Genomic DNA, 26,403 nt, shown 5'->3' with positions numbered 1-26,403 from the left:
TTAAGTATGCCTTTGTTTATTAGTGGTTTATTTTCAAATGGTTAATAATTTTTTATTAAAATAAGGCAGGGTTTATTTTAATAAAAGTACGTTATATCACACACTAAACATGAAAAATTAAGGCATATAACGCAATCCTACTTTTAGCATAAGAAATACTCTTTTTTGCATATGAATTGGCGAGGAAGTCGTGGTTGTTATTGGCTATTATCATCGCCTGTTTTCGATCGTATCCAATGATGGATTTGATGACTGAATAAAAAATTCTCAGTCAATGCTGAGGTGTATTTTTTTGCTATATTGGATTTTAATATGAAACTCTTACGCTCTAATCGACCGGTTAAACTTTTAAAATTAACCCGTCCACTATTGATGTCCTTTTTATTATTTAATTCCAGTTCTGCTGTGATGGCAACAGAGCAGCCGGTAAGTGCCGCTGAAACTGCAAAGGCAACGGGTAAAAAGACCAAGCCGGCAGTTGATAAAAATGCCGCACGACCTATTACACTTAAGACGATGGAAGTGACGGAAAAAAGCGACCCACAGCTGGCGGCGGCAAGTGCTGAAGTGGCGCTTACACCCGGTGGGGTAACCTTGATTAACATTGATGAGTTACGTGATCGTAACGTCTCCAGTATTGCGGATTTTTTCCGTTATGCACCGGGTGTTTGGGCACCCAGTCAAAGTGGTAATGATGAGGTATTTATTTCCAGTCGTGGTTCAAATCTGGATTCCAATAACTATGCGGGCAGTGGTATCAAGCTTTTGCAAGATGGTTTGCCGGTTACTGCCGCTGATGGTAATAATCATAATCGCATGATTGATCCGCTGGCTTCGAGTTTTGCAACCGTTGCACGCGGAGCCAATGCTTTTAAATATGGTGCCAGTACTTTGGGTGGTGCCGTCAATTTTACTTCGCCTACGGCTCATGATAGTCCCGAGATGAGGTTGTCCCTCAGTGGCGGCAGTTTTGGTCAGTTTCTTGGACGGGGTACGGTCAGTAAGGTTTTTAATGACAGTTTTGACGGTTTGTTGACTGTCGAAGGCAAAGAATGGGATGGTTATCGTGACCATAACAAGCAAGATCGCTTTGGTCTTTATAGTAATTTTGGCTGGCAAATTTCTGACGCTGTCGTTAATCGAACTTTTGTCAGTTATATTAAAAACAATCAGCAGTTGCCGGGGCAGTTGAACCGGGCACAATTCGCGGCAGATCCTTATCAGGCGAGCACTCAGGCTATTGACGGTAATTATCAATTAAATACTGAAACAGAGCGTGTCGCCAACAAAACAACTTGGACAATTGATGATAAAAGCTCTCTGGATATTGGCTTTTCTTTTGAAAACCAACAGCTTTATCATCCGATAGTATCCAAGGTAATGTTGCCGAATGTTAAGGGCGGCCAAAATGATATGTTCAGTATGTTGGTCGATACCAATCAGCAAGACTGGGGAACTTCGGCTCGTTACAATTTACGTTTGGACAGTCATGAATTATTACTGGGCTTGAATTTTGGTACCAACTCGGATAAAGGCGGCAACTACACCAATAACGGTGGTCAGCGTGGTGCGATGACTAATGACATTACCAAGAAAGCCGATAATATCGAAATTTTTGCTCAGGATCATTGGCATCTAACGGATAAATGGACGTTAACACCGGCGTTGCAAGGCGTATTTGCACACCGTGAAGTTAATAACAAACGATTGCCTATTCCTCAAGACGGACAACCTAATTTTCTTTTTGCACCCACGCCCAATTTTTATCCCCAAGGCGGTAATCCCAGTAATGACTATGCCGGTATTAATCCCAGTTTAGGCTTAATGTATAACGTGACCCAGAGCTCCAGTTTGTATGGTAACGTCAGTCGTTTATTTGCGCCACCAACCAACTATAATATCTCGGATAACATTACTGCGGGTTCAGGTAGTACCAATCTCAAGGCAATGGAAGGAACTTCTATTGAAATAGGCACACGCGGCCTGCAAAAAATCGGTAATCTGAACAGTGTGAATTGGGATTTAGCGTTGTATTATTCCTGGCTTAATAATGAAATTCTGTCGACTACTCCTCCAGGCGGCTCACCCATAGCAACAAATTTTAATAATACCATACACGCCGGTGTTGAAGGTTTAATCGGAGGCTCCTTTGCCCTGGACAGAAATGGTACGCATACTATCAAACCGGTATTGAGCTACACCGTCAACCATTTCAATTTTGATGGTGATGCCACTTATGGTGATAATTCTTTACCGGCAGCCCCCGATTATTTCTTGAAAGGCGAGGTGATGTATAACCATGCCAACGGCTACTTTATTGGGCCGACTTTTGATGTAGTCGGTAAGCGCTGGGGAGATTATGCCAATACCTATGCTGTTGATGCTTACAGTTTGTTGGGTATGCGTACCGGTTGGTCCAACAGTCATTATAAGGTTTTTGTCGAAGGCCGGAATTTGCTTGATACTGTTTATGTTGCCAATACCAATATTTTAAATACCGCAACATCCGCTGACGCCATGTTAAACGCTGGCGCACCGTTGGCATTTTATGGTGGCGTAGAAATTACTTACTAAGGGTTTATCGCTAAATAGTTGACGGTATCAGTAAAAAATACTGATGCCGTTTTTTTGTTATAGACTTTCAGAAATTAAACTTCCATAACATGATGATTTAGTTTGGGCAGTACGCAGAAAATACCCCCCCAGAATCAGCCTGGTTCCCATGCTCCGGCGTCACTGCCATTAAGTTAAGCGTTGAAATACCTTTTACATGGAGTACAAACCTAGGTTTGTACTCCAGAAGTCACTATATGATGGGGAATCAAAAAACATGTTTTTTGATTCCTTATTTCTTAACTTAATGGCAGTGACGCTCCGGCGTGGGAACGATAGGGTGGGGGTATTTATTGCGAGTTACCTTACACGGATAACATCCCTTAAAGGGATGGTATCCGTTAGCATAGAAATTATTTATCTGAAAATCTATATATCAGTTTGCCACCATAACGTTTTTCCTTTATGAAAATACTCTTGAAATTAGTTTTAAAAATTATACTGTTACGGTTTTTATTTTTGACGGCTATTGCCTCGTTTCCGGTAATGGCAGAACAAACTCCTGTACTTATTCATGCCGCCCGGGTTTTCGATGGTACCAACATGAGAACCAATACCTCGGTATTAGTGATTAATGGAAAAATAGCGCAAATCGATTCGCGTGAAGAATTTAAGTCCAGCCCTGTTAAAGTTATTGATTTGGGCGATGCAACCCTGCTACCTGGTTTTATTGAGCTACACGCGCATCTTGCCTTTCAGCATATTCCGGCTGACGTTGTTCTACGACATGGGATTACCACGCTTCGGGATGTTGGCGGGCCTTTGCACCAACCTTATGGTGGTGACGGCAGTTTGCGTGTTTTGACGTCAGGCCCGATTATTACTGCAGTAAATGGTTATCCGATTCCCGGTATGGGAGCCGATAATATTGCTGTTCCTGTTGCTACAGAAGAGCAGGCGCGAGCAACCGTGAACAAGTTAATTGCTGGCGGCGCGGTAGTGATTAAGGTGGCTTTGGAACCGGGCGGTGAAGTCGGTGCACCGTGGGCATCAGGTCACGGGCATGGCCATGAAGATAAACCGGTTGCGGGGCATGATGATCCTCATCATCAACCTGCACATAAAACGACTGATTCAAAAATGGCATGGCCGCTATTACCCGAAAATATAGTTAAAGCGATTGTCGATGAAGCGCATAAACATCACCGTAAAGTGGCCGCACATATTGGTGAAGAAAAAGGTGCCGAGCTTGCCATCAATGCCGGTATTGATGAATGGGCGCACGTTCCTTGTGATGTTATCTCCGAGCCATTACTAAAGAAAGCCGTCGCTCAACAGGTAAAAATAGTCACTACCATAGATACCTTATCAAAATGTCCGGGTATCACTCACAACGTCAACCGGTTGGCAGCGCTAGATGCCGAGTTTTTATATGGCGCTGAAGTTGCCCATCCCGACATCCCCTGGGGTATTGATGCACAAGAGCTTATATATATGATGCACATGGCAAAAATGCAGCCTATGGAGGTTTTGCATACAGCGACACAAAAAGCCGGTCGCTATCTGAATATACCACTACTGGGAACCTTACAAAGCGGTGCGCCGGCCGATATGATTGCCGTAAAAGGTGATCTTTCTCATAGTTTTAAAACCCTGGAGTATCCCGATCTGGTTATGTCGGGTGGCAAGATTATCGTCAATAATTTTGTCAACGAACAGTCCGTTTTACGGTCATATTAGGTAGCCAAGTTTTGATGGATAATCAATCCGGTATGTCCTGCTTGATTAATTCATGGCTCTATAGATTCTCAGATAAATAATTTCGATGCTAACGGATAACATCCCTTGAAGGGATGGTATCCGTAGACTTTGCAGCGATGTGAGTTGGAAATTTAATTTCTGAAAGTCTATAGTTGTTTGAATAACAATTATTAATGCATTTAACGCCCTTCGGGGCATTTTTTTTGCCGATATTTTGGCTACCTACAAACTCTGTTGATGACACAAGTACGTGATATGACACTATTTTTGTCAAAAAATAGGGGATATGGCGCATTTATTTAATGTAATTCATAGATTACATGGCTTTTGTCTAGGATTTATTGCTGTCAGCCAGCAAGAATAGTACGCTGACCCTGTTCTGGCATGTGCTTTGCTAATAATTTATGACTTGTCTGTTTTATAGAATATGCAGGCAATAAAAGCGCATAAATTATCACTAAATTATAGACAATTGCAAAAAATGAAAACTAAACGTCAAATGGTCGCAGGGATCCTGTTAGCGGCCGGAATTATCATCACACCAATGATTGCGGAGTCTGCCGATGAGCAGAAAGCCTCATCAGCTAAGGCTCAGTCGGTTAAAGCTCTGTCAGTTAAAAAAAGCACCGAAGTACCGGATAAAAAATTGCCGACTGATAACACGGTCTTTGAATTGGGCCAAATGGTGGTGACAGCGGCATCTACACAAAAATTACAAAGTACGGATATTATTACTTCTGTGGATGTTTTGAATGCCGATAAAATCCAAAACCAAAATGTACTGACCAGTTATGATTTATTTCACCGTATGCCTGGTGTACAGGTTACCCAATTTAATCAAGGGACTACGACCGGAAAATTTTCTTTCAGGGGCTTCAACGGCGAAGGCAATATTAATGGCGTCAAGCTGTTAATCGACGGCATTCCCAGTAACAGTAATGATGGCAATATGCCTTTTATTGATGCGGTATTCCCGTTGGATATTGAATCAATTGAAGTACTTCGCGGCACTAACGATCCTCGCTACGGCCTGCATGCCATTGCGGGTAATGCCAATATATTCACAACTCAGGGCGGCAATTACCTTAAAGGTCGAGTAAGTTATGGCAGCTTTGATACCCATGATATTCAAACCGGCGCAGGTTACGAAACAGGCGGTTTTTCACAAAACTATACCGTGTCATATCGGGCAACGAATGGTTATCGCGATCATGCCTCTTCAGAAAAAAACAGTTTTTCAGGTAAATGGTTTTACACGCCTGAAAGTGAAAAACTTAAAGTAGGACTGATTGCCAGATGGAGTGAGGCCGAAGCACAAGAATCCGGATATTTGACGCTCGAACAAGCTAAAGCCAACCCAACCCAGTCCATGGCTCATAATGCCAACGATAGTGGCACCCGGCAAGTTGGCCAGCTGAGTGGCCATCTGGATGTTAATTTAACGGATGATCTGTTTTGGTCGACTAAAAGTTATGCCAATACCCTTGATGATCAGCGTTGGGTGCGCTACAGCGTTGTTGAATCGCAGCAGGAACGGGATACGAATGAAGTCCAGTATGGCGGTATTACTTCATTGACCTACCACCCTGACATTTCCTGGTTGGATGATTTCTCTCTGGAATCGGGTTTTGATGTTCAGCAACAAGATAATAAAAGCTGGCGATACAGAAACTTGAATCGTGCCAGAACATCGCAAACCCGTAATCAGGATTTTAATTTCAATGTCTATGGCGGTTATTTGACGGCGATGGTTAAACCCTTTAAATGGTTAAAATTGACGCCAGGTTTCCGTGCCGATAAGGTTAGCGGTGATTATACTAATAAGCTGGTTAATAAATCGTATGAGGTCAATGATTATGGCACCATCTGGCAACCTAAAATGGGTGCGATTATTACTCCGATAGAAGGTTACAGTCTTTATGGTAATTGGGGGCGGACGTTTCAGGTTGCCGTTGGTGCCGGTGCTTATAATACCAATCCCAATCCTGTTGATATTGCGCCGTCAATTAATGATGGCTGGGAAGTGGGTGTTAAAGTCGAGCCTGTCGATTGGGCTGAAGGACGTGTAGCGTACTGGAAGCAAACAGCGACTAATGAGTCGAGTCGGGTTCTTAACAGTGCGGGTAATGATTCCACGCTTGTTGGTGCCACTGATCGACAAGGGGTTGATGTACAGCTTAAAATTCAACCAATTAAGTTGGTTAGTGTGTGGACTGCTTTTTCCTTACAGGAAGCTATTGTTGCTACACCCAAAAGTAATCCCGCACTGGCCGGAACCCAAATTTTCAATACGCCAAATTATTTGTTTTCCGGCGGTATAGATTATCAAATAATGCCCAAGCTAAAATCGTCTTTGTGGACAACAGGACAGAGCAGCTATTATGTTGATGAGGCAAATAAAAAAGGTAAGTTTGGTGAATATGCCTTATTAAATCTGGATATCGGTTATCAGGTAAACAAGCTGGTTGATTTACAGTTTCAGGTAAAAAACCTGACAGATACCTATTGGGAATACGTTTGGTATAACACTACTGCCAATCAAACTGCTCATGCACCCGGTGATGGTCGTGCATTTTATGGCGCCATTAATGTTAAATACGATTTATAACCGATAAAAATATGCCGATAGCAACAAGTCCAGCTAATAAACTGCCATCGCGTCACAATCAATGGCGTAAGCGTTGGTTGAGCCTTCATCTTTATTTTGGATTGAGTCTGGGTCTGGTGTTTGTACTGGCAGGACTGACCGGCAGCTTACTGGTTTTTTACGTGGAGCTTGATGAAATGATCAATCCACAGTTGCAAGTCTCGGCTGCGCTGGCTGAGCAGGAACCGGAGTCTTATGAGGCTGTCTTTCAGGCTATTCGCCAAGCGCATCCGCAACGTAGTGGGGCCTGGCGATTGGAAATGCCGCGTCATAAACAAGCCATGTTAATGGCGCGTTATTACAAGCCGGTCGAAAAAGTGGGGCTGTCTTTTGCGCCCCTGATTGTTTGGGTTAATCCATATAATGCAGAAGTCGTCAGTAGCCGTTTTTGGGGCGATTTTGTAATGACCTGGCTGTTTGATCTACATTATGCGTTATTGCTGGATAGCGCCGGCAAAATAGTGATGGGTATTGTGGGTTTTTTGTTGTTGATCCCGTTACTTGGCGGGATTTATTTATGGTGGCCAACCTCAGGAAAATTGCGTCAGGCGTTGTCTATTAAGCGTGGCGCAAGCAAGCCCCGATTTATTTTTGATTTACATAAAACCAATGGCATTTATAGTTTTGTAATTTTATTACTGTTATTGCTTAGCGGCATCATTTTGGAATTACCCGCCGTGTTTAAACCAGCAATCAATTATCTGTCGCCTTTATATCAGATGGAGGCTAAGCAAATAAACTATCAATCCGGCTATTCCAGAATTACCTTGGATCAGGCGGTTGCTGTTGCTACAAATCGTTATCCGGATGCCCTGTTACGCTGGATAGAAACGCCGGATAGTAAGGCCGGTTCTTACCGAATTGTGTTGTACCAACAAGGTGAGGCCAGTGCGCGTTTTCCAAAAACAACGGTATGGGTAGATCAATATAGTGGTGCAGTACTATCAACCCGGGATCCAGTAACTGAGCAAGCCGGCGATACTTTTATGAGCTGGCTGCATCCTTTACATAATGGTGAAATAGCAGGTATGCCCGGACGGTGGCTAATTTTTGCGAGCGGTTTTATCCCTGCCATACTCTATGTTACCGGTATTATGCGCTGGCTACAAAAGCGTCGTGCACAGCATTTACATGAGTTGAAAAAAGCGGCTACCAATTTAAAGCGGGACATATAAAGCAACAAGGAAACATCCCGTTGGGATAAAACTGGCCTATTGATTCCGGGAGCGTAGAGTCCCAGCTTGGCGCAGTCATCAATAGTCAGTAATCGGTTTGACTATCCCGTGCCGAGCTGGGGCTCGGCGTTTCCGGAAAGTTATCTGTCCTATCTTAAGTTGGTAGCCAAAAAAACGAAAATTTCCCTGCCATTATCAGGAAATTTACTCAATACCTTTTGCGCTTATTTGTGAATAATAGACTATTTTATTAATGGCATTAATCACATGAAGCGTTTACCGTTACTTTTATTGAGTTTTTTATTATTCCCCGTTACTTCTATTGCCCATGGACCCACCCCACAAAAAGCCAAAGAAAGTGTCACTATTAATGCCTCTGTTGAAGCCGTCTGGGGCGTGATTAAGCAATTCGATGCCATCGCTAGTTGGCATCCTGACGTTAAAGCAGGTTTTGGTGATGGAAAAAATGCCTCTGACGGTACGAGAACGATTACTCTCCAAAATGACGGACAGTTGGTAGAAAGCCTGGATTATTACAGTGACAAAGATCATGAATATAATTACCGCCTTAAAACCGAAAACGTAACAGCATTTCCGGTCAGTTCTTACACAACTAACCTTCAGGTTACTGCGGGAAGTGACGCTAAAACCAGTGTGGTGACACTAAAAAGTAGATTTTATCGTGGCGATACCGGCAATACGCCGATTGAAAAAATGAACGATGCAGCAGCCGTTGAAGCGATGAATACCTTTTTTAAGAATGGTTTGGCCGGGCTAAAAAACAAGCTGGAAAAATAACAGCAAGCCTCAGACTGTTGATGTTAGAGCCAAGATAAAGTATAGATTTTCAGAAATTAAATTTCCATTCGCTTCGCTGTAAACTTCTACGGATACCATCCCTTCAAGGGATGTTATCCGTTAGCATCGAAATTATTTATCTGAAAATCTATAGATACCTATGATCGAAGAGAGGGAGTCGTAGTCGATTTTCTGTTTTTCCAATAGTCTCTCATGTTTCGATTAAATTTCGATTGCTTCAATAAGGCCTTGCCGGTTTGCCAGCAAGGTTAGCTCTGCGAGCGTTTTGGCACCTATCTTTTCTTTGATGACAGTGCCGTGATTACAAACCGTTTTGTAACTCAGGCATAGCTTCTCTGCGGCTTTTCGGGTGGTATAGCCATTTGCTAATAGACAGAAGACATCGAACTCTCTGGGGGACAGCAGTTTTATTTTTTCTGATTCATCCTGATCACTTGCCATGGAAATGGCCAGTTGCTGGGCAATATCGGGATCAATATAAGTTCCGCCTTGAGCTATCTTATACACTGCCGTGACCAGCATTTCAGGATCACTATTTTTGGTAATATAGCCTTTGGCACCCGCTTTAAGTATACGTGATACATAAACCAGTTCATTGTGAATACTAAATACCAGGATTTTACAGTGCGGATCACGATTAATCAGTCTTCTGATGCTCTCAAAGCCACCAATGCCGGGCATTGATAAATCCAATACGACAATATCCGGTTTATATTGGATGTACATTTGGCAAGCGGTTTCACCTCTGTCCGCTTCAAAAATCTTTCCGATTTTATCAGACAATCCCAGATAGGTTTTGTAACCCGCCCGCACTACCGCATGGTCATCGACCAATAAAACACTAATCTTACCTGCCACGACTTTACTCCCATCATTATCAAAACCGTCATCATGCCTTTTTATAAAAGGGAAATCGATAGGAGCTTTTCCTGTTCTTCCTCCTCAAAGGATACGGGAAATTTTCATGGTTTATTTCAAGTTTTGTTCCCGCTTATTTCCGGTTTTATTCTGTAACGTAGTGAGTTAAGACCCTATTACTATAAACACCTGCTTAGCCCTGTATCTCAATGAGCCATTGCAAGCGTTTTGATCAAGAAAGCAGGTTGTCATACTTTATTCTTATTGGTATGCAAGGGCTTGGCTTTTATACATATAACTAAAATAACTCAGGAGAAATCATGCGGATTTCCAAATTTACCCGCACTGCTGTCGCATCTGCTATTTGTAGCAGTGTCTTATTGACAGCTTCCATGCCGTCACTGGCCAATAAAGACCTCGACAGACTGTCAAAAGAAGATACTAACTGGGCCATGCAAACTAAAGACTACAGTGCGAGTCACTTTAGTAAAATGACGCAGATTAACACTCACAACGTTCAGCATCTTAAGCCGGTCTGGTCATTTTCTACCGGTGTATTGAACGGACATGAGGGTGGCCCGTTGGTCATTGATGGCATCATGTATGTGCATACGCCATATCCCAACAATATTTTTGCGATTGATCTGGATGAGCCGGACAAAATTTTATGGGAACACAAACCTAAACAAAGTCCGGCAGCCCGTGCCGTAGCTTGTTGTGACGTTGTTAACAGGGGCTTGGCTTACGCACCTGCAGGGGAGGGTTATCCGGCGACTATTTTCCAGAACCAACTGGACGGACATATTGTTGCGTTGAACGCCAAGACAGGTGAGTTGTTGTGGAAAATGGAGAACTCCGATATTGCCATGGGTTCTACGCTGACCATTGCACCGTTTGTTGCCAAAGACATGGTAATAGTCGGTAGCTCAGGTGCTGAATTAGGGGTAAGAGGTTACGCCACTGCCTATAACATTAAAGACGGCAAGCAAGCCTGGCGGGTTTATGCTACCGGTCCTGATGAAGATATCAAGTTGGCAAAAGATTTTAACAGCCACAACCCCCATTATGGACAGTTCGGTTTGGGCCTTAAAACCTGGGAAGGCGATGCCTGGAAAATAGGCGGCGGTACTAACTGGGGTTGGTATGCTTTTGATCCTGATTTGGACATGCTCTATTACGGATCGGGTAATCCTGCACCGTGGAACGAAACCATGCGTCCTGGTGATAATAAATGGACCATGACAATTTGGGGGCGTGACGTTAATACCGGCGAAGCAAAGTTTGGTTACCAAAAAACGCCGCATGATGAATGGGATTATGCCGGTGTTAACTACATGGGATTATCAGAACAGTTAGTTGATGGCAAGATGACCAAGCTGCTGACCCATCCCGATCGTAATGGCCTGGTTTATACCCTTAACCGTGAAAACGGGGATTTGGTTAACGCTTTTAAAATTGACGATACCGTCAATTGGGTAAAAAAAGTCGATTTAAAAACCGGCTTGCCGATTCGTGATCCCGAGTTTTCTACCCATATGGATCATGAAGCCAAAGGGATTTGTCCGTCGGCAATGGGTTATCACAATCAGGGAATAGAATCTTATGATCCCGATAAAAAGTTGTTTTTTATGGGTACCAATCATATTTGTATGGACTGGGAACCGTTCATGTTGCCGTATCGTGCCGGCCAGTTTTTTGTAGGAGCAACGCTAAATATGTATCCGGGACCTAAAGGTACCTTGGGGCAAGTTAAAGCGATGAATTCGGTAACCGGTAAATTTGAATGGGAAATTAAGGAAAAATTTGCTGTCTGGGGTGGTACCACGGCGACCGCTGGTGATTTGGTTTTCTACGGTACTTTGGATGGTCATATCAAAGCGCTGGATTCCAAAAATGGTAAAGAACTCTGGAAATTCAAACTTCCTTCCGGCGTTATTGGCCACCCCATTACTTTTGGACATAAAGGCAAGCAGTATGTGGCAATTTATTACGGCGTTGGTGGCTGGCCTGGTGTAGGTTTGGTCTTTGACTTGCAGGATCCTACTGCCGGTTTGGGTGCCGTTGGCGCGTTTAAAGAGCTGGCTCACTACACGCAACAAGGTGGTGGTGTTATGGTTTTTGCATTGGGTTATTAAAAATTGAGTGGCCGGTACGATGTTATTCGTACCGGCATCAGTATAACTTTTTAACCTGTTAATAATGAGAATAACCATGCACAGAAACAAGTTGTTAATAACAGCATTATGTTTGGGGGCCGGTTTGGCTGTAACCCAAGCCCAAGCTGAAACAAGCAAGCCGCTAAAAGTTTGTGCGGCAGAAAATGAAATGCCTTACTCCAATAAGGCAGGTGAAGGCTTTGAGAATAAATTGGCAGAGCTGGTTGGTTCTGCTTTGGGCAGAAAAATCGTCTATGTTACCTGGAGCGACCCGCGTTACTACATAAGGGATACCCTGGATAAGGGGCTGTGTGATCTGGCCATAGGTGTCGATAAAGGCGATCCCAGAGTATTGACTACCCAGGCTTATTACCGCTCTGGTTATGTCTTTATCTCGCGTGAAACCGATAAGCTGGATTTAAAAAATTGGGACAGCGAGGTCTTACGCAAGGCCAAACGCATTGCCTTTGTGCCCGAAACACCCGCAGAAGTAATGATGCGAGCTATCGGACGTTATAACGATATGTTTAATTATTCTCATGAACTGGTTGGCTTTAAATCCAGGCGCAATGAGTACATTAAATACGAACCATCAAAATTGGTTTCCGAGGTTTCTTCAGGTCATGCCGAAGTTGCGGCTCTTTGGGGACCATCTGCAGCACGTTATGTTAAAGAGTCGACAACACCGTTGGTGATGACGATCATTCCTGATGACAATGTGCGTGCGGACGGACAAAAAGTCGGTTCTCATTACAGTTCATCCATGGGCGTTCGCAAAAATGATCCGGCGCTGCTGGCCCAATTGAACAAGGTGATTGCCGACAACCAAAGTGAAATAACAGAATTGTTGGAAAAAGAAGGTATTCCACTGGTTTCTGAGTCTGATGCCGCTGATAAATCATGAAAGGGATAGGTTTTAAAATGAACAGAAAAAAACTATTGGCCATGTCGGCTATCAGTCTTGCTTTACTCAGTTCGGCGGCTGTTGCGGAAATTACTTTTCGTAATGTCATTACCGGTGATCCTCTGGATATGAGTGTTGCCAAGCAGGGTGGTAATCCTGAAGCGTTTAAGCAGTTTAAGGAAACCGGTAAAAATCCTTATAACGGCGATAAAGTCGCCATACAAAAAGGCCATGATCTTTTTATGCCGGCTTGTTCCGGCTGTCATGGCCATGAAGCGGAAGGTAAATTGGGGCCAGGACTTGCCGATGATTACTGGACGTATCCGGCTAATGCCAAAGATCAGGGCTTGTTTGAAGTGCTGTTTGGCGGTGCCAACGGCATGATGGGGCCGCAATATCTCAGTTTATCAACTGATGAGATGCTTTTGATTATGTCCTGGATTCGGGATATTTACAAAGGTGATCCTAAAAAAGCCAAGTGGTTAAAATAATAGCGAGGATAACACATGAAAAAAATGACTTTAATTAATGCAGGTGCAATGTTGGCAGTAATGTCTTTATCGGCCAATGCTTATGATGGCCAAAACTGCAGTGAACCCGGCGTTTGCTGGGAGCCCAAGCCGGGTTATCCTGAAAAAGTGGCGGGCAGCAAGTATGATCCGAAACACGATGTGAATGAACTCAATAAACAGGCGCAATCGGTTGTGGAAATGGAAGCACGCAATAAAAAACGTCAAGAAAATTTAGCCAAGACCGGTACGTTTGTTTTTGACGTTGACGATATCGAATAAGGATTATTTTTGGGCATAAATACGTTGTTCCTTATCCCCCCTTACATCCCCCTGTAAGCAGGTTGGTATCTTATGCCCTTTTTTTAGCGTTTTCACAGACTCCGATTGAACGCAGTCGGGAAAATCGTCAACAGTTATCGAGACAAGTTTTGTTCTGCCACGACAGTATCCTGATGCTTGCTACGCGTGCTCTGGTTCGTTAAGTAAGCCATGGCACAGAGGTTCTGATACCGGCAATGACGGCGCAAGAACAAAGCTTCTCTGGATAGCTCCTATAGATTTTCAGATAAATAATTTCGAGGCTAACAGATACCATCCCTTGAAGAGATGTTATCTGTCTGGACTTACAGCGGCGTAAATTGGAAATTAAATTTTTGAAAGTCTATAACTCCTTCATACCTCAAGAATACCCACGTTTTTTATAAAGCCAATGAGCACAGAGACACAACTTATCGACTGGCGTGACAAGGCGTTACAGTTTGAACAACAAATCAATCAAGTCGTTATTGGCTTGCAACCGGCGGTCAGAAATATCATTCTGGCTGTTTTTGCCAGGGGTCATGTGTTGCTGGAAGGCAATGTCGGGGTAGGTAAAACCACGCTTTTAAGAGCCGTTGCACAAGGCTTGGGTGGCGACTATCAACGGATAGAAGGAACCATTGATTTGATGCCTGCCGATTTAATTTATTACGCGTATTTAAATAGTGAAGGTCGTCCTTGTGTAGACTCCGGGCCATTACTGAAACACGGCGATACTCTCGCCACCTTTTTTTTTAACGAAATCAATCGCGCCCGTCCACAAGTCCATGCCCTGTTATTAAGAGCCATGGCAGAGCGCAGCATTAACGCTTTCAATCAGGACTATGCGCTACCACACATGCAGGTCTTTGCCGATCGTAATCGTGTTGAAAGGGAAGAAACCTTTGAGTTGCCCGCCGCCGCCAAAGACCGTTTTATGATGGAAATTAATATTGACATGCCCAACTCGGATGCGGTGTTGGACGAGTTGATGTTTAACCCGCGCTTTCATGATACCGACCAACTTATCGGTAATATGTCTAATAACAGGTTTTACTATCAGCTTAATGATTTGGCACAAACGTTACAGCAGCATATACAGACCAGTCCCAAACTCCGGGCTTATGCGCTGAGTTTATGGAAAGCCACGCATCAGCCACAGCATTATGGTGTGCAATTAAGCGATGTTGAAATGCCGCAATTATTAATGGCCGGGGCAAGTCCCCGTGGCATGAGTTATTTAATTCGCGCGGCTAAAACCCGTGCCTGGCTGGAGCATCGAAACCACGTTTTGCCGGAAGATTTACAAGGTGTTTTTTCAGTTTGCATGACCCATCGGCTATTTTTAAACCCAATGTATGCTTATAGAAAAGAGCAGTTGTTACCTGAATTAATAACCGGTATTTTGAACCAAGTCGCTGCGCCTTAAGTGCAGAGTAGCGCAACTTATATACGCACCATGCCTGACAGGCAACATCACGTCGTAAAAAATAACCCATGACTGAAACACTATTTTATCGCTTACCCTGGCGAGCAACTGCTGTTTATCCGGGCGTACACCCAGGACAAATGGTTGGGGCAGGGCACTTGTTTAAACGTCATCAACCGCTTATTGCCAGTCCTGACCCCAGACGTCTGGATTTGCGTGCCAGTGTACTGGATCCGTTTGGCGGTTATCGCGTACGCGTTTACCAACAGGAAAGCACGGTTAATGTTTATGTGCTTGCCGATATGTCGGCATCCATGGGTTATGCCGATAAACAACAAACCCTGATTCAGTTTTTACTGACAGCGGCCAATTCGGTATTGAGTTATGGCGATAAATTTGGTTTTATCGGTTGTGCTGATGGTATTGACAAGCGTTGGTTACTTCCGGCTTGCCAACAATCAGGAAGGGTCGATGAGCTGATAAAGCGACTTAAAAATCATCGTTATAGCGGAAGTTCAAACGGGCTTAAAAATGCCGCCGCCTTGATGCCGGGTAAGCGTTCATTGGTGTTTTTGTTATCCGATTGTCATTTTTCACTGACTCAGTTACGTGACTTGTTGGGCTCTCTGCAAGGCCATGATGTTATCCCGTTAATATTATGGAATCCGCATGAATATGCCAGCTTGCCTGATTGGGGCATGATGTCATTTAAAGACATGGAAAGTCGGGCGACGCGTACGCTGTTTATGCGCCCGGCTTTACGACAAAAAATAATGGTTGCCTATCAGCAGCGCCAACATGATTTGAAACATATCTTTAGGGCCTTTGGTAACGAGCCTTTGTTTATTACGGAACGTTATAGCACACAAACAATTAATTGTTATTTACAACAGAGAGCTACATGAGAATTCTGTTAATCCTGATACTGTTATTGCCGGGTTGCTCCGGCTCGATTAATACACCTGTCAGTTACTTTAACGTTGAAACACCACGTCCCTTTGGTTACGTTATTGGCGATGAAATTCCTCAGCGCATTATTATTGAAACCCGCTCAGGTATCAGTTTGCAAGCCAGTAGTTTGCCCGCTAAAGGACAAATTAATCGCTGGCTGAATCTTAATCAGGTGACCATTAAACAAAGCGGGCAGCGTTATCAAATCGACTTGCGCTATCAGGTTTTTTACGCGCCGCCGACGGTTAAAGCATTAACTTTGCCTGGTTTTACTGTGCAATTTAATCAGGGCGAAAACAAGCCTGAGGAAAAAATGCTCAGTCAAAGTATACCGGCCTGGTCTTTTACCTTGTCGCCACTAAGAGAGTTGGTGGTTCGTCAAACCGAACAGGGCGAATACCTGCGCCCCGACAGTCCACCGCAGTTATTGGAAAATACGCAGGCGTGGTATGGCTTGTCTGCCAGTCTGACGGTGACTGTGCTGACCGCCGCTTATTTAAGTTTTCTTTATGGTTTTTTCCCCAAGCTGTTACGACGTACCTTGTTTAAACAAGCTTTGCGAAAACTGGCTGGGCTGTCCAAAACGGATATGGAACAGGTCTTAAGTATTGTTCATTACGCCTTAAACACTCTTAATGGACAACCGCTGTTTTATAACCAGTTGAGTGATTTTTATCAGCGTAATCCACAGTATCGGCAAATAAGCGCCAAATTGGAGTGGTTTTTTAATTATTCCAACCGTTATTTTTTTTCGGCTGGAATGATTACGGTAACGCCGGATTTGCAACAAATTAAAGATCTCTGCGAGCAGTGCCGAAAAATTGAACGAGGCAGTTTATGAATCTGGCAGTTAGCACGCCCTGGGGTTTGGCAGGTTTATTACTCGTTTTGTTGCCGTTGTTTACTAGCGGTATGCAGGCAAGCGCTACGCCCTGGCTAGCCTTGATGCCCGCTGACAGGTTGTCGAGTTTTATCGACGCGGGTTTGCGTTTGTGCGCAATGACGGTTATTGCCGCATTAGTCTTGGGAATGGCTGGATTGCATCGTACCGAACAAAGCCTGGAACGTATCGGTCACGGTGCCCATGTCGTGTTGTTGCTGGATCGCAGCAGCAGCATGGATAACAGTTTTGCCGGGCGTGCGCCAAACGCGAATAACGATGGCAAAGATGCTGAAGAGTCAAAGTCCGGTGCAGCGAGACGATTATTGACTGATTTTGTCAAACACCGAGAAACCGGCTTAATCGGGGTGGCTGAATACAGTACGTCACCCTTATTTGTGATGCCGCTCACCGAAAACAAAACTGCAGTGCAAGCAGCGATTTCGGCAACAGCAACGCCGGCGCTGGGTTTTACCCATGTCAGTAAAGGCTTGGGAATGGCCTTGTCTTTTTTTCAACAACAGTCGGTAACCGGTTCGCGTATTGTGTTGTTGGTTTCAGACGGCGCGGCTGTGATTGATCATGACAGTGAACAAAAATTACGGGAATGGTTTAAACAGCAACAAGTTCGTCTGTACTGGATTTTTTTACGCACGGCCAATAGTCCCGGTATTTTCGATAAACCTGAAGACAGTCGTGATGACAACGCCCAAGCCATGCCCGAACTTTATCTGCATAAGTTCTTTTTAAGTTTGGGTAGTCCTTATCAGGCGTATGAAGCGGAAAGTCCTGATGCATTAAAACAGGCGATTGCCGACATTAATCAACTGGAAAATTTGCCGATGCATTATTTTGAACGTATCCCCAAACAGGATTTGTCAGCAACCTGTTATCGCGTGGCGGGTTTGTTATTGCTGGTATTACTGGCAGTTAAATTTTGTGAGGTTAAACGATGATCAGAAGAATCAGGCATATTACCCTGTGGGCGGTTTTATTGGTTGGTTTACTGACGATTTTATATAGTGTCGAGTCGTTGTACAGCACGCATCACGACAATCAATTAATTCAGCAATTGACCACAGGACAAGATGTGGTTGTTAATCAAGTCATCACTGGCAAGCCCGAGTTAAGGCTGGCAAGGGCTTTTTATTTTAAACAAAAACACCGTTACGAAGAAGCCTTATCGACGCTAAGTCTGATTATGGATAAAGGCGATAAAGCATTCCAGGCCAAAGCCCGTTATAACCTCGGCAACCTCTATCTGGAGCAAGCGTTACAGCAAGTAAAAACAATGAACATGAATGCTGCTTTGCCTTTACTGGGCTTGGCGAAACAAGCTTATCGCCAGTCATTAGCTTTGGATAGCAGTAACTGGGATAGCAAATATAACCTTGAAGTTGCCATGCGTTTATTGCCGGAAATGGATAGTATCATCATGCCGGATGACGATGGCCCGATCAATCAGAAATCACAGTTATGGACAACTGTGCCAGGCTTTCCGCGCGGCTTGCCTTGATTGGCGTTGCATGATAACGAGAAGATAATGACTCACAGATTAAAAGATTACCGACTCTGGTGTTTGCTGTTTGCGCTGATAGCCATGCTGGTGTTGTTCATAATCCCCAGTAAAAAGCAAAAAAGCCCCACTTACAACTACACCTTTATTATTGATATTACTCGCAGTATGAATGCAACCGACTACCAGCAAGATAATCAGGCTGTTAGTCGATTGTCTTTTGTTAAACAAACCTTACGTGATTTGTTGCGGGATTTGCCTTGCCAATCCAAGGTTGGAATAGGGCTGTTTACAGAAAGGCGCTCGACCTTGTTATTCGAACCGTTGGAAGTTTGTTCCGCCTACACCGAAATAGATACGGTCATTAGTAAAATAGATTGGCGCATGGCTTGGGCCGCAGACAGCAATATTGCTAAAGGGTTGCTGAGTACCCTTGACATGCTAAAAAAGAGCGATAGTTCGGTGATTTTTATTACCGACGGCCAGGAAGCACCGCCGGTTAATGTTAATTATCAGGCTGATTTTTCAGGTTTACGAGGACAGGTAAAAGGCATGATTATTGGCGTGGGTGGTTTGCAAACAGTGCCGATCCCAAAATTTAACAGCCAGGGCGAACAAACCGGTTTTTATAAGCCAGAGGATGTACCGCATCGTTCTTCATTTGGACAGTCCACGTTGGCCCCGTCGCAAATAAAAGGTTATAACGCTCGTAATGCACCGTTTGGCAATGACGTTGTTACCGGCAACGAACATTTAACGGCCTTACAAGAAACCTATTTGGAAAAATTGAGCGCAGAATCCGGTTTGGGTTATGCCCGCTTAGCGGATTTGCAAAGTCTTGCTCTGGCATTAAAAAACTCCAAGCTGGCCACTGAAAAATTGGTACAGACTGATATTCGTTGGCAATGGGCATTGCTGACATTACTGATGATCAGCCTCGTTTACTTACCTGGAATATACCAATATCATCGATTTTTCAGATAAAAAAGCTGTTATTTTTATCTATCATCTTGAGAACAGTTTATGAACAAACAAAATTTGTTATCGAAGCATAGTCTTTTTATATTGCGTTTACTTTTATCGTTACTCGGTGCCGGTATTGATTACCGGTATCAGCATAGAACCCACGATATTTGGTTGGTCATGATGTTTTTATTTAGCGGTATTGCCATCGTTCCGGGCTACTATCAATTTAAGCTCGATGGCGATAATCTGAAGAAATTTGTACGACCGTTACTGCATTGGGCAGGTGGCTTGTGTGTCGTCATTATTATTTATTGCTATCAGAGTTCTGGAAGGCTTTATCACGAAGAAGGCGATTTGGTCGTACTCTTGGTACTGGCATTAACAACTTATCTGGATGGTTTGCAAACCGACTGGCGCTGTATTTTTACCGGTATTTTTTTAGGCATTACCGCTATTTGCGTAGCTTACTTTGATAGCTATGTTTGGCAGTTGGTAGCGCTGGCGGCACCAGTGATAGTTGTCAGCTATCATTTTCGGGAAAAGGTAGTGAATTGACTTGCCGGTTTTTTTTACAGCACATTTTTTGCCTGAAGTGGGCAAAAAAGTGCTGTTTTTTAGTTGTTTTTAAGCAGGATTGTTGTGATGAAAGGTAAAGTTTTACTGTTAAGTTTATTATTGTCTGTCAGCAGTTTTGCGGCAGAAAAAACCATTATTAGACTTGGTGTCCAGGTTGGCGGAACCGTAGAGTGGGAATTGCCTGCTTTGCAAGAGGCTTTGGCCGCCAAATCGGCTGATTTTGAGTTGGATATACACCGCGTTGCCAATATTGAAGCCGGTAAGGCGGCCTTGCAATCCGGAGCAGTGGATATCATTATTTCCGACTGGATTTGGGTATCCGGCTTGCGTGAAAAAGGCACTGATTTTACTTTTTATCCTTATTCGGATATGTCAGGTGCGTTGGTGGTGCCCAGTACCAGCAACATTCGTTCCTTACTCGATCTTAACGGTAAGCGCTTGGGAATCGCCGGTGGTGAGCTGGATAAGAACTGGCTGTTACTACAAACCTTGGCCAAGCAGCAGCATAATATCGATCTTGATGCTTCAGTGGAAAAAGTCTTTGCTACGCCGCCACTGATCAATGAGCAAATCAAGCAAGGTCAGCTTGACGCTGCGCTTAATTATTGGCATTTTGCGACCAGACTTGAAGCTGAAGGTTATCGAACGTTAATTGATGGACGTAGTATTTTACAAGGCTTGGGGATTCAGGAGTCAGTCGCCAATCTGGGTTATGTTTTTAAACAAAGTTGGGCTGATCAGCATAAACCAGCAGTCAGGCAATTTATAGAGCTTGGCAAGCAAGCCCGGCAAACGTTGTGCAGTGTAGATGCAGCATGGCAAAAAATTCTCCCGTTGACCAAAGTGGTTGATGAAAAAATCCAAAAACACCTGCGCCAAAATTATTGTACCGGTAATGTTGAGCAATGGGGAGAGGCTCAGAAAAAAGCGGCGGCGAAAGTTTACGTGCTGTTGCATAAGCAGAGTAAACAGGCATTAACGGGACAATCTGCGGAGTTGCAGCCGGGTACTTTTTGGTAAAGCATGGTTGATGCCGAAGCAAACAATTGTTAGTTATCTTGCGTAAGAGTTCCGGCAATCTGTTCGTGTTGGTTTTTTGTGTTAGCTGAAAAATGGTTTGCTATAAATAGTTGACGTATAATCTTTGAAATCTCGGCATCCATAGTAGAAAATCCGGGTTTCAGAGCATTTCTTTAGTCTTTGCCGCCTAAGGTGGCCTTCAATAAATAAATGTAAAGGGTATTTTTTCGAGTTATCTTAAGAGAATAATCGATTAAAGTTGCTGCTCTTACTCCTGGCTGAGATTTCAGGATAAACTCACGCTTTATTGTCACTATTTATATTAGGAGAAAACCATGAAAAAAACTACCTTAACCTGCGTATTAGCTTTGGGTCTTGCCACATCTGCTTCCAGTTATGCTGCAGGCCAATCTATTGACAGTTGTGTTGCTGCGGTACAAAAACAAAAGGCAGGCGAACTGATTAAACTGGAAAAGCTGAATGTAGCTGGCAAGCCTTTTTACGAGCTTGAAATCAAGGATTCCAAAGGTGCCGAGTGGGAATTTATGTGCGATGCCAAAACCGGAAAAATCACTGAAACGGAAAGTGAAGTCAGTAGTGCTGATGACGAAGCCTTTAAGAAAAATGCAAAAGTAACTGAACAAGAAGCCATAGCTATCGCGTTAAAAGTGTATCCCGGTAATGTCCAGGAAGTAGAATACGAAATAGAAGACAATGGTGATGCCAGTTATGAATTGGATATAGTCAATGACAAAGGCCATGAAACCAAAGTTGAAGTGAATGCCGCTAAGGGTAAAATTATTGAAGCTTCAAAAGAAGAGTGGGAAATTGGCGAAGAAGCCAGTGCAAAAAAGTAATAGATAAACGTCCCGTTCCAGGTAATCTCTGGAACGGGAATTTTCTTTATAAATGACTAATTCTCAACAATAAAGGCCGGGTTTTTTAAAAAAATCGGCCTTGTCGAAAAAAAAGAATTTTTCCTATGGCGAATAATCGTCAGCGAATCAATAATAGAAGGTTATTGCAAGCCATCAACCAGCTATTTTAAATATCCATGAGTCTGCGTTATCAAATCAATCTACGAATTTTAATCTCATCCTTGTTTATTCTGCTGCTTGGTGGATCAATAACCATTTGGCAGGCACGTAATGCCATAGATAAGGAAGTTGATTCATCTATTAATCTGGCTGTGCAGTTAATAAGGTTTGGTTTTTCACAAACCTCACAAACGGCGTTTAATGAAGCCGACTGGTTGCCGCAGTTTAATACCTTAAATCAAACCCGGCATTTACGCATTCAACTAAAAACACCGTCAGGCGAAATAATCAGTATTGCCCATAAAAACCAGCAAACCAATAATGACGAAAAGCCGCCACAATGGTTTGTCGGCCTGGTGGAAGGTCAGCATCTTCAAGCCGAACATCCTGTCACTACCTTTGGCGGTAAACAGTTAACACTGATTATTCAGTCTAATCCGTTGGATGAAATAACCGAAGTATGGGAAGAAAGTATCGGTTTTTTTGGCTCACTTTTATTGTTGATACTGTTTACCTTTTTGGCTGTCAATGTGGCTTTTAACAAAGCTCTTAAATCTATCGCGGTGATTGTTAACGCATTAAAAGTCATTGAAACCGGAGAGTACAGTCAAAAATTACCTGATTTTAGTATTCAGGAATATGACAACATCGCTAAAGCCATCAACCACATGACTCATGAGCTAAATGCCAGTCAGCAGGAAAACCGGTCATTAACCCAGCATACATTGGAAATACAGGAAGACGAACGGCAACGGCTCTCGCAGGAATTGCATGACGAGTTGGGGCAGTCGTTGACTGCCATTAAGGTGATGGCAGTGACGGCCGGCCGCTCCCAAACTGGAGTTGGGGGAGGGAGGGATGAAATAAAGCACGCGACGGACTCCATTATCAGTATTTGTGATCATTTAATGACGGTGGTACGCTCCATGATGCATCAATTGCATCCTTTGGTACTAACCGAGTTGGGACTAAAAGCAACGATGGAAGACCTGTTACATCACTGGTCAGTTAGAAACCCCGAGTTAAAACTACTGCTGGACTGCCCGGATGAAGTAGATCATCTGGAAAAGAAAATCAGCATTCAGGTATTTAGAGTAGTTCAAGAATGCTTGACCAATATTGTTCGGCATGCACAGGCCCGGCAAGCGACCATTATCCTGGAAATTGTGACACCATCAATAGCAGCAAAAGCGCTACGTTTACGCGTGATGGATGATGGTCAAGGTTGTGCTGCTGACCGGATTAAAACAGGCTTTGGTTTATTAGGTATGAGAGAAAGAATTAACAGTCTGGGGGGCGAATTGACTATTCAAAGCCAACCACAACAAGGCATGAATATTATTGCCAGTATTCCGTTAAAATGAGCAATAAAATAAAAGTTATATTGGTCGATGATCATGCGGTGGTGCGGGCCGGTTTTCGGATGTTATTGTCTACCGATGACTCTATTAAAGTGATCGCTGAAGCCGATCGTGGCGAGGCTGCCTGCCAGTTGTACCTGGAAGAGCAACCCGATGTCATGGTGCTGGATTTATCCATGCCGGGTATAGGTGGCCTGGAAACATTAAGGCGTATTTGCAATCGTAACAATGATGCCAAAGTATTGGTTTTTAGTGTTCATGATGAAAGGGTTTATGTGGATCGGGCCATGAATGCCGGGGCAAAAGGTTATATCACCAAACAGGCGCATCCAGAAATTTTGATTGCCGCGATCAAGAAGATCGCAGACGGTGAGACATATATTGAACAGCGCTTAATCAAGCCGGATGATGTCGTTTTAAGTGAGAATTTGGAAGCCAACGAAACCGATTATAAATCCATTATTGGTTTACTGTCGGCGAGAGAATTTGATATATTCCTGCTGCTGGCAAAAGGTTTAACGGCACATAAAATCGCAGATGAATTGTGTTTGGGCTATAAAACGGTTGCCAATTACGGCACGCAAATCAGAAGCAAGCTCAATGTGTCCTCTGTTGCTGAATTAGCGCATATTGCGATTGGATCCGGGGTTATGAAAAATTAGGCTGTTTGGACGTAACAAGGTTTTTTAATAGTAAAACAACTTGTTTTTTATGCATATAAGTATTTATACGCATTGTTTATATAAAGTGAGATGTTACTCTTTTCAATAGTGGTTTAAGTCAGCGGATTTTTGTCTATTTCCGTTAATTTTGTTAGCTTGTTACCACATATTACAAATGATACACATTAAGCAATTATTTCATATTATGTAATTAAAAATCCTTGGCGGGATTTGTAGATCCAAATAATGAGTCGACCAAAGAGTCATTAAAAACTACGCCGACAGTGGTTTTTGAAAAATTTTATGAAAGTTTTTGTTGTTTGATTAAAGGTATCTTTTATTGGCAGATTAGAGTGTTTGATAAAGGTGATTTTGATGGCCATAATAATATTATTATCAATAGTAATAGCAGGATCATTGCTCTGTTTCGCTGCAAGCGGTTCTGAAACCAAAAAATGTATTGAAAATAAAATCCTGCGAAACTTTTATAGATAAAAAATTAACAATGTCTTTTAAACAAAACCATCGGTAGGTCTACTGCGCGGGTGTTAAGTGATGATTGCCGAAATAAGCCTGTTCACGTTATTGTGGGGGCAGGTTTGTTTTGGGACTACGGTGACGTATTAAGCTCAACACAATGCTCTGAAAGACGCATGCTTCTTATAAATAAGGTGATAGCCTGTTTTTTTTATGAATATAGATATTTCCTTATCGGGGTCAAGTTGACATGAATGACCATACTGATACGCGTATCAGTTTTCTTGAGAGCGGCCACACCATACCAAATATACGTCGGGACTTTCGTGAATGGCATTTGGGGCGATCTCGCTATGCATTTTGGGCAATCGATCTGGACTGCTCGATTGTCTGCCGGCAAGTAACTGCCGCTGAACAACATCTCGCTGATTTTCTGCTTGACGGCTATGACAGAAAGCCACATATCACCTTAAGTATCTGTGGTTTCTTAATCGACCAACCAAAATACACAGACGATTTTGGCACTAGCCACTTTGCAGCTCATTTATCGGCTTTACATAAGGTTCAGCTGCAACCCTTTCAAATCGAAATCGGTTCACTAGCCAGTTTTTCCTCGGCGCCTTTTTTTCATGTTAACGATCCATCGAACAGTCTCTATACGCTACGTAATTGCCTCACCTCAACCGGACAACAGAACCATCAGGGTGCTAATAATTACATTCCTCACGTAACGGTTGGTCTTTATGGTGCATCATGGCCAACAAAAGTAGTCAACGATCGACTGGATAAATTTCCACAAGCTGAGGTATCGCGCTGTTTGATAAAGCATATTAGCTTAATGAGTTACAGTGCTTTTGATATTGGCGGGCCACTGACAATCATTGCAGATTACCATTTTGATGGGGCCAGAATTCACTGGCATGAAACACCGCTCTTTGACCCACTAAAAACCAAAAGTTAATCTCCACGAAAAATAGCAAGCCCGTCAGAAATTGTGTTGATACTTCAGGCTCAGAATGATTTAACATCTAAATCCTCGCAGGATTATTTACACTAGCTTTTATCCAGCATTACCAAATAATACTTCGGACAGTATTGCTTTGATTGAAAAAATAGTCTGGAAGCTTCCAGGATATGAACATGTAGTCATCGACGATAACAGTTCAATACACCAAAAGCTTCCACGAAGTATTATTGTTAATCTGTGTGTCCGGTTTGGTGTAGTCATATCAACTATCATAACGTGTATCTTGAACTTATTTTCAATCAGTTCGTTACCGTACAGACCAAGTTCAGTCTTGTGTGTAGAATCTACATCCAGTGATCGAAAATAGTATTTTTAACCCCATTCATGACTAATTTACCAAGAGATTCTCTTGAAAATTACTTCGGACAGTTTTGATAATTGGTACCTTACGAATAACAGGGCTTTTGGGAAATCAAATCAGACTTATACAAAATATAGAGTTGTATTAAATAGTTGAAAATTAGCGAGTTATTTATCAGCAATAATTATCATATTTTTGAAATGACATATCAAATAACATATTATTGCAATAATTTAGAAATATCTTAACTATCGCTAAAGATAAACGTACGTTATTGGTGCAATAAATGAATGTAATTGCACATTTATAAAGCGTAATAATGATAGCTTTATAACGATAGATTGCTTGATTCAATATCAATTATGATACGAAATATTTATAACTTATTGTTATAGTGAATAAATAAAAAATATTTTTTTAAAAGTAAAGTATTGGCTCAACTTGTGCTTGATTATAAATTATGCACCTACAAGTTGGGTGTTAATTGATTTGTTTACGGCCATTATTGGGGTGAAATG

At 42.9% G+C, this 26,403-nt stretch carries 22 protein-coding genes; 21 read left to right on the top strand and 1 reads right to left on the bottom strand.

What is annotated here, in order from left to right:
- Positions 1-312 precede the first annotated feature (312 nt).
- From N7974_RS04895 to N7974_RS04875, 5 genes are all read left to right on the top strand, one after another.
- Complete coding sequence (locus N7974_RS04895) at positions 313-2,574, top strand: TonB-dependent receptor family protein (RefSeq protein ID WP_262964526.1); 2,262 nt, start codon at positions 313-315, stop codon at positions 2,572-2,574.
- A 444-nt stretch (positions 2,575-3,018) separates the two neighbouring features.
- Entirely contained in the window at positions 3,019-4,293 is a 1,275-nt protein-coding gene (locus N7974_RS04890) for an amidohydrolase family protein (RefSeq protein ID WP_262964525.1), read from the top strand.
- A 502-nt stretch (positions 4,294-4,795) separates the two neighbouring features.
- Entirely contained in the window at positions 4,796-6,922 is a 2,127-nt protein-coding gene (locus tag N7974_RS04885; protein WP_262964524.1) for a TonB-dependent receptor, read from the top strand.
- An 11-nt stretch (positions 6,923-6,933) separates the two neighbouring features.
- Positions 6,934-8,136: a PepSY-associated TM helix domain-containing protein gene (locus N7974_RS04880; RefSeq protein WP_262964523.1), complete on the top strand. Its 1,203-nt coding sequence runs from the start codon at positions 6,934-6,936 to the stop codon at positions 8,134-8,136.
- A gap of 267 nt (positions 8,137-8,403) precedes the next feature.
- Entirely contained in the window at positions 8,404-8,934 is a 531-nt protein-coding gene (locus N7974_RS04875; protein WP_262964522.1) for an SRPBCC family protein, read from the top strand.
- A gap of 222 nt (positions 8,935-9,156) precedes the next feature.
- Here the strand turns inward: N7974_RS04875 and N7974_RS04870 are convergent, their stop codons facing one another.
- Positions 9,157-9,813: a response regulator gene (locus N7974_RS04870; protein WP_262964521.1), complete on the bottom strand. Its 657-nt coding sequence runs from the start codon at positions 9,811-9,813 to the stop codon at positions 9,157-9,159.
- Between the two features lie 320 nt (positions 9,814-10,133).
- Here N7974_RS04870 and N7974_RS04865 point away from each other — a divergent pair, with 320 nt between their 5' ends.
- The 16 genes from N7974_RS04865 to N7974_RS04790 all read left to right on the top strand — a co-directional run bounded on the left by N7974_RS04865 (position 10,134) and on the right by N7974_RS04790 (position 25,518).
- Positions 10,134-11,948, top strand: a complete 1,815-nt coding sequence (locus N7974_RS04865) for a methanol/ethanol family PQQ-dependent dehydrogenase (protein ID WP_262964520.1) — start codon at positions 10,134-10,136, stop codon at positions 11,946-11,948.
- A gap of 76 nt (positions 11,949-12,024) precedes the next feature.
- On the top strand, positions 12,025-12,873 hold the full coding sequence (gene moxJ, locus N7974_RS04860; RefSeq protein ID WP_262964519.1) for a methanol oxidation system protein MoxJ: 849 nt from the start codon (positions 12,025-12,027) through the stop codon (positions 12,871-12,873).
- A 17-nt stretch (positions 12,874-12,890) separates the two neighbouring features.
- Positions 12,891-13,364: a cytochrome c(L), periplasmic gene (moxG, locus tag N7974_RS04855; RefSeq protein ID WP_262964518.1), complete on the top strand. Its 474-nt coding sequence runs from the start codon at positions 12,891-12,893 to the stop codon at positions 13,362-13,364.
- A gap of 15 nt (positions 13,365-13,379) precedes the next feature.
- The gene (locus N7974_RS04850) at positions 13,380-13,664 is read left to right on the top strand and encodes a methanol dehydrogenase [cytochrome c] subunit (protein WP_243217055.1); all 285 of its coding nucleotides are present in this window, start codon (positions 13,380-13,382) and stop codon (positions 13,662-13,664) included.
- Positions 13,665-14,094: 430 nt separating this feature from the next.
- Complete coding sequence (locus N7974_RS04845; protein WP_262964517.1) at positions 14,095-15,111, top strand: AAA family ATPase; 1,017 nt, start codon at positions 14,095-14,097, stop codon at positions 15,109-15,111.
- A 68-nt stretch (positions 15,112-15,179) separates the two neighbouring features.
- Complete coding sequence (locus tag N7974_RS04840) at positions 15,180-16,016, top strand: DUF58 domain-containing protein (protein ID WP_262964516.1); 837 nt, start codon at positions 15,180-15,182, stop codon at positions 16,014-16,016.
- Positions 16,013-16,903 (top strand): nonribosomal peptide synthetase MxaA, encoded by an 891-nt coding sequence (locus tag N7974_RS04835; protein ID WP_262964515.1) that lies wholly within the window; start codon positions 16,013-16,015, stop codon positions 16,901-16,903. The genes N7974_RS04840 and N7974_RS04835 overlap by 4 nt, the downstream gene beginning before the upstream one ends.
- Positions 16,900-17,898 (top strand): vWA domain-containing protein, encoded by a 999-nt coding sequence (locus N7974_RS04830; RefSeq protein ID WP_262964514.1) that lies wholly within the window; start codon positions 16,900-16,902, stop codon positions 17,896-17,898. The genes N7974_RS04835 and N7974_RS04830 overlap by 4 nt, the downstream gene beginning before the upstream one ends.
- On the top strand, positions 17,895-18,458 hold the full coding sequence (locus tag N7974_RS04825) for a YfgM family protein (RefSeq protein WP_243217060.1): 564 nt from the start codon (positions 17,895-17,897) through the stop codon (positions 18,456-18,458). Before N7974_RS04830 ends, N7974_RS04825 begins: the two co-directional genes overlap by 4 nt.
- Before the next feature lie 27 nt (positions 18,459-18,485).
- Entirely contained in the window at positions 18,486-19,442 is a 957-nt protein-coding gene (locus N7974_RS04820) for a vWA domain-containing protein (protein ID WP_262964513.1), read from the top strand.
- Between the two features lie 39 nt (positions 19,443-19,481).
- On the top strand, positions 19,482-19,979 hold the full coding sequence (locus N7974_RS04815) for a hypothetical protein (protein ID WP_262964512.1): 498 nt from the start codon (positions 19,482-19,484) through the stop codon (positions 19,977-19,979).
- An 87-nt stretch (positions 19,980-20,066) separates the two neighbouring features.
- Positions 20,067-21,020, top strand: coding sequence for an ABC transporter substrate-binding protein (locus N7974_RS04810; RefSeq protein ID WP_243217063.1), 954 nt, complete (start codon positions 20,067-20,069; stop codon positions 21,018-21,020).
- Positions 21,021-21,355: 335 nt separating this feature from the next.
- Complete coding sequence (locus N7974_RS04805) at positions 21,356-21,877, top strand: PepSY domain-containing protein (RefSeq protein WP_262964511.1); 522 nt, start codon at positions 21,356-21,358, stop codon at positions 21,875-21,877.
- Between the two features lie 197 nt (positions 21,878-22,074).
- Positions 22,075-23,421 (top strand): histidine kinase, encoded by a 1,347-nt coding sequence (locus N7974_RS04800; RefSeq protein WP_262964510.1) that lies wholly within the window; start codon positions 22,075-22,077, stop codon positions 23,419-23,421.
- Complete coding sequence (locus N7974_RS04795) at positions 23,418-24,080, top strand: response regulator (RefSeq protein ID WP_243217066.1); 663 nt, start codon at positions 23,418-23,420, stop codon at positions 24,078-24,080. Before N7974_RS04800 ends, N7974_RS04795 begins: the two co-directional genes overlap by 4 nt.
- Before the next feature lie 727 nt (positions 24,081-24,807).
- A complete protein-coding gene (locus N7974_RS04790; protein WP_262964509.1) occupies positions 24,808-25,518 on the top strand; it encodes a 2'-5' RNA ligase family protein in 711 nt (236 codons plus the stop codon).
- Positions 25,519-26,403: the final 885 nt, after the last annotated feature.

It is taken from the genome of Methylobacter psychrophilus (genome assembly GCF_025583945.1).
Taxonomy (GTDB): Bacteria; Pseudomonadota; Gammaproteobacteria; order Methylococcales; family Methylomonadaceae; genus Methylobacter_C; species Methylobacter_C psychrophilus.
The sequence above is the reverse complement of the archived record's forward strand: the minus strand, read 5'-3'. Positions and strand labels throughout refer to the sequence as shown.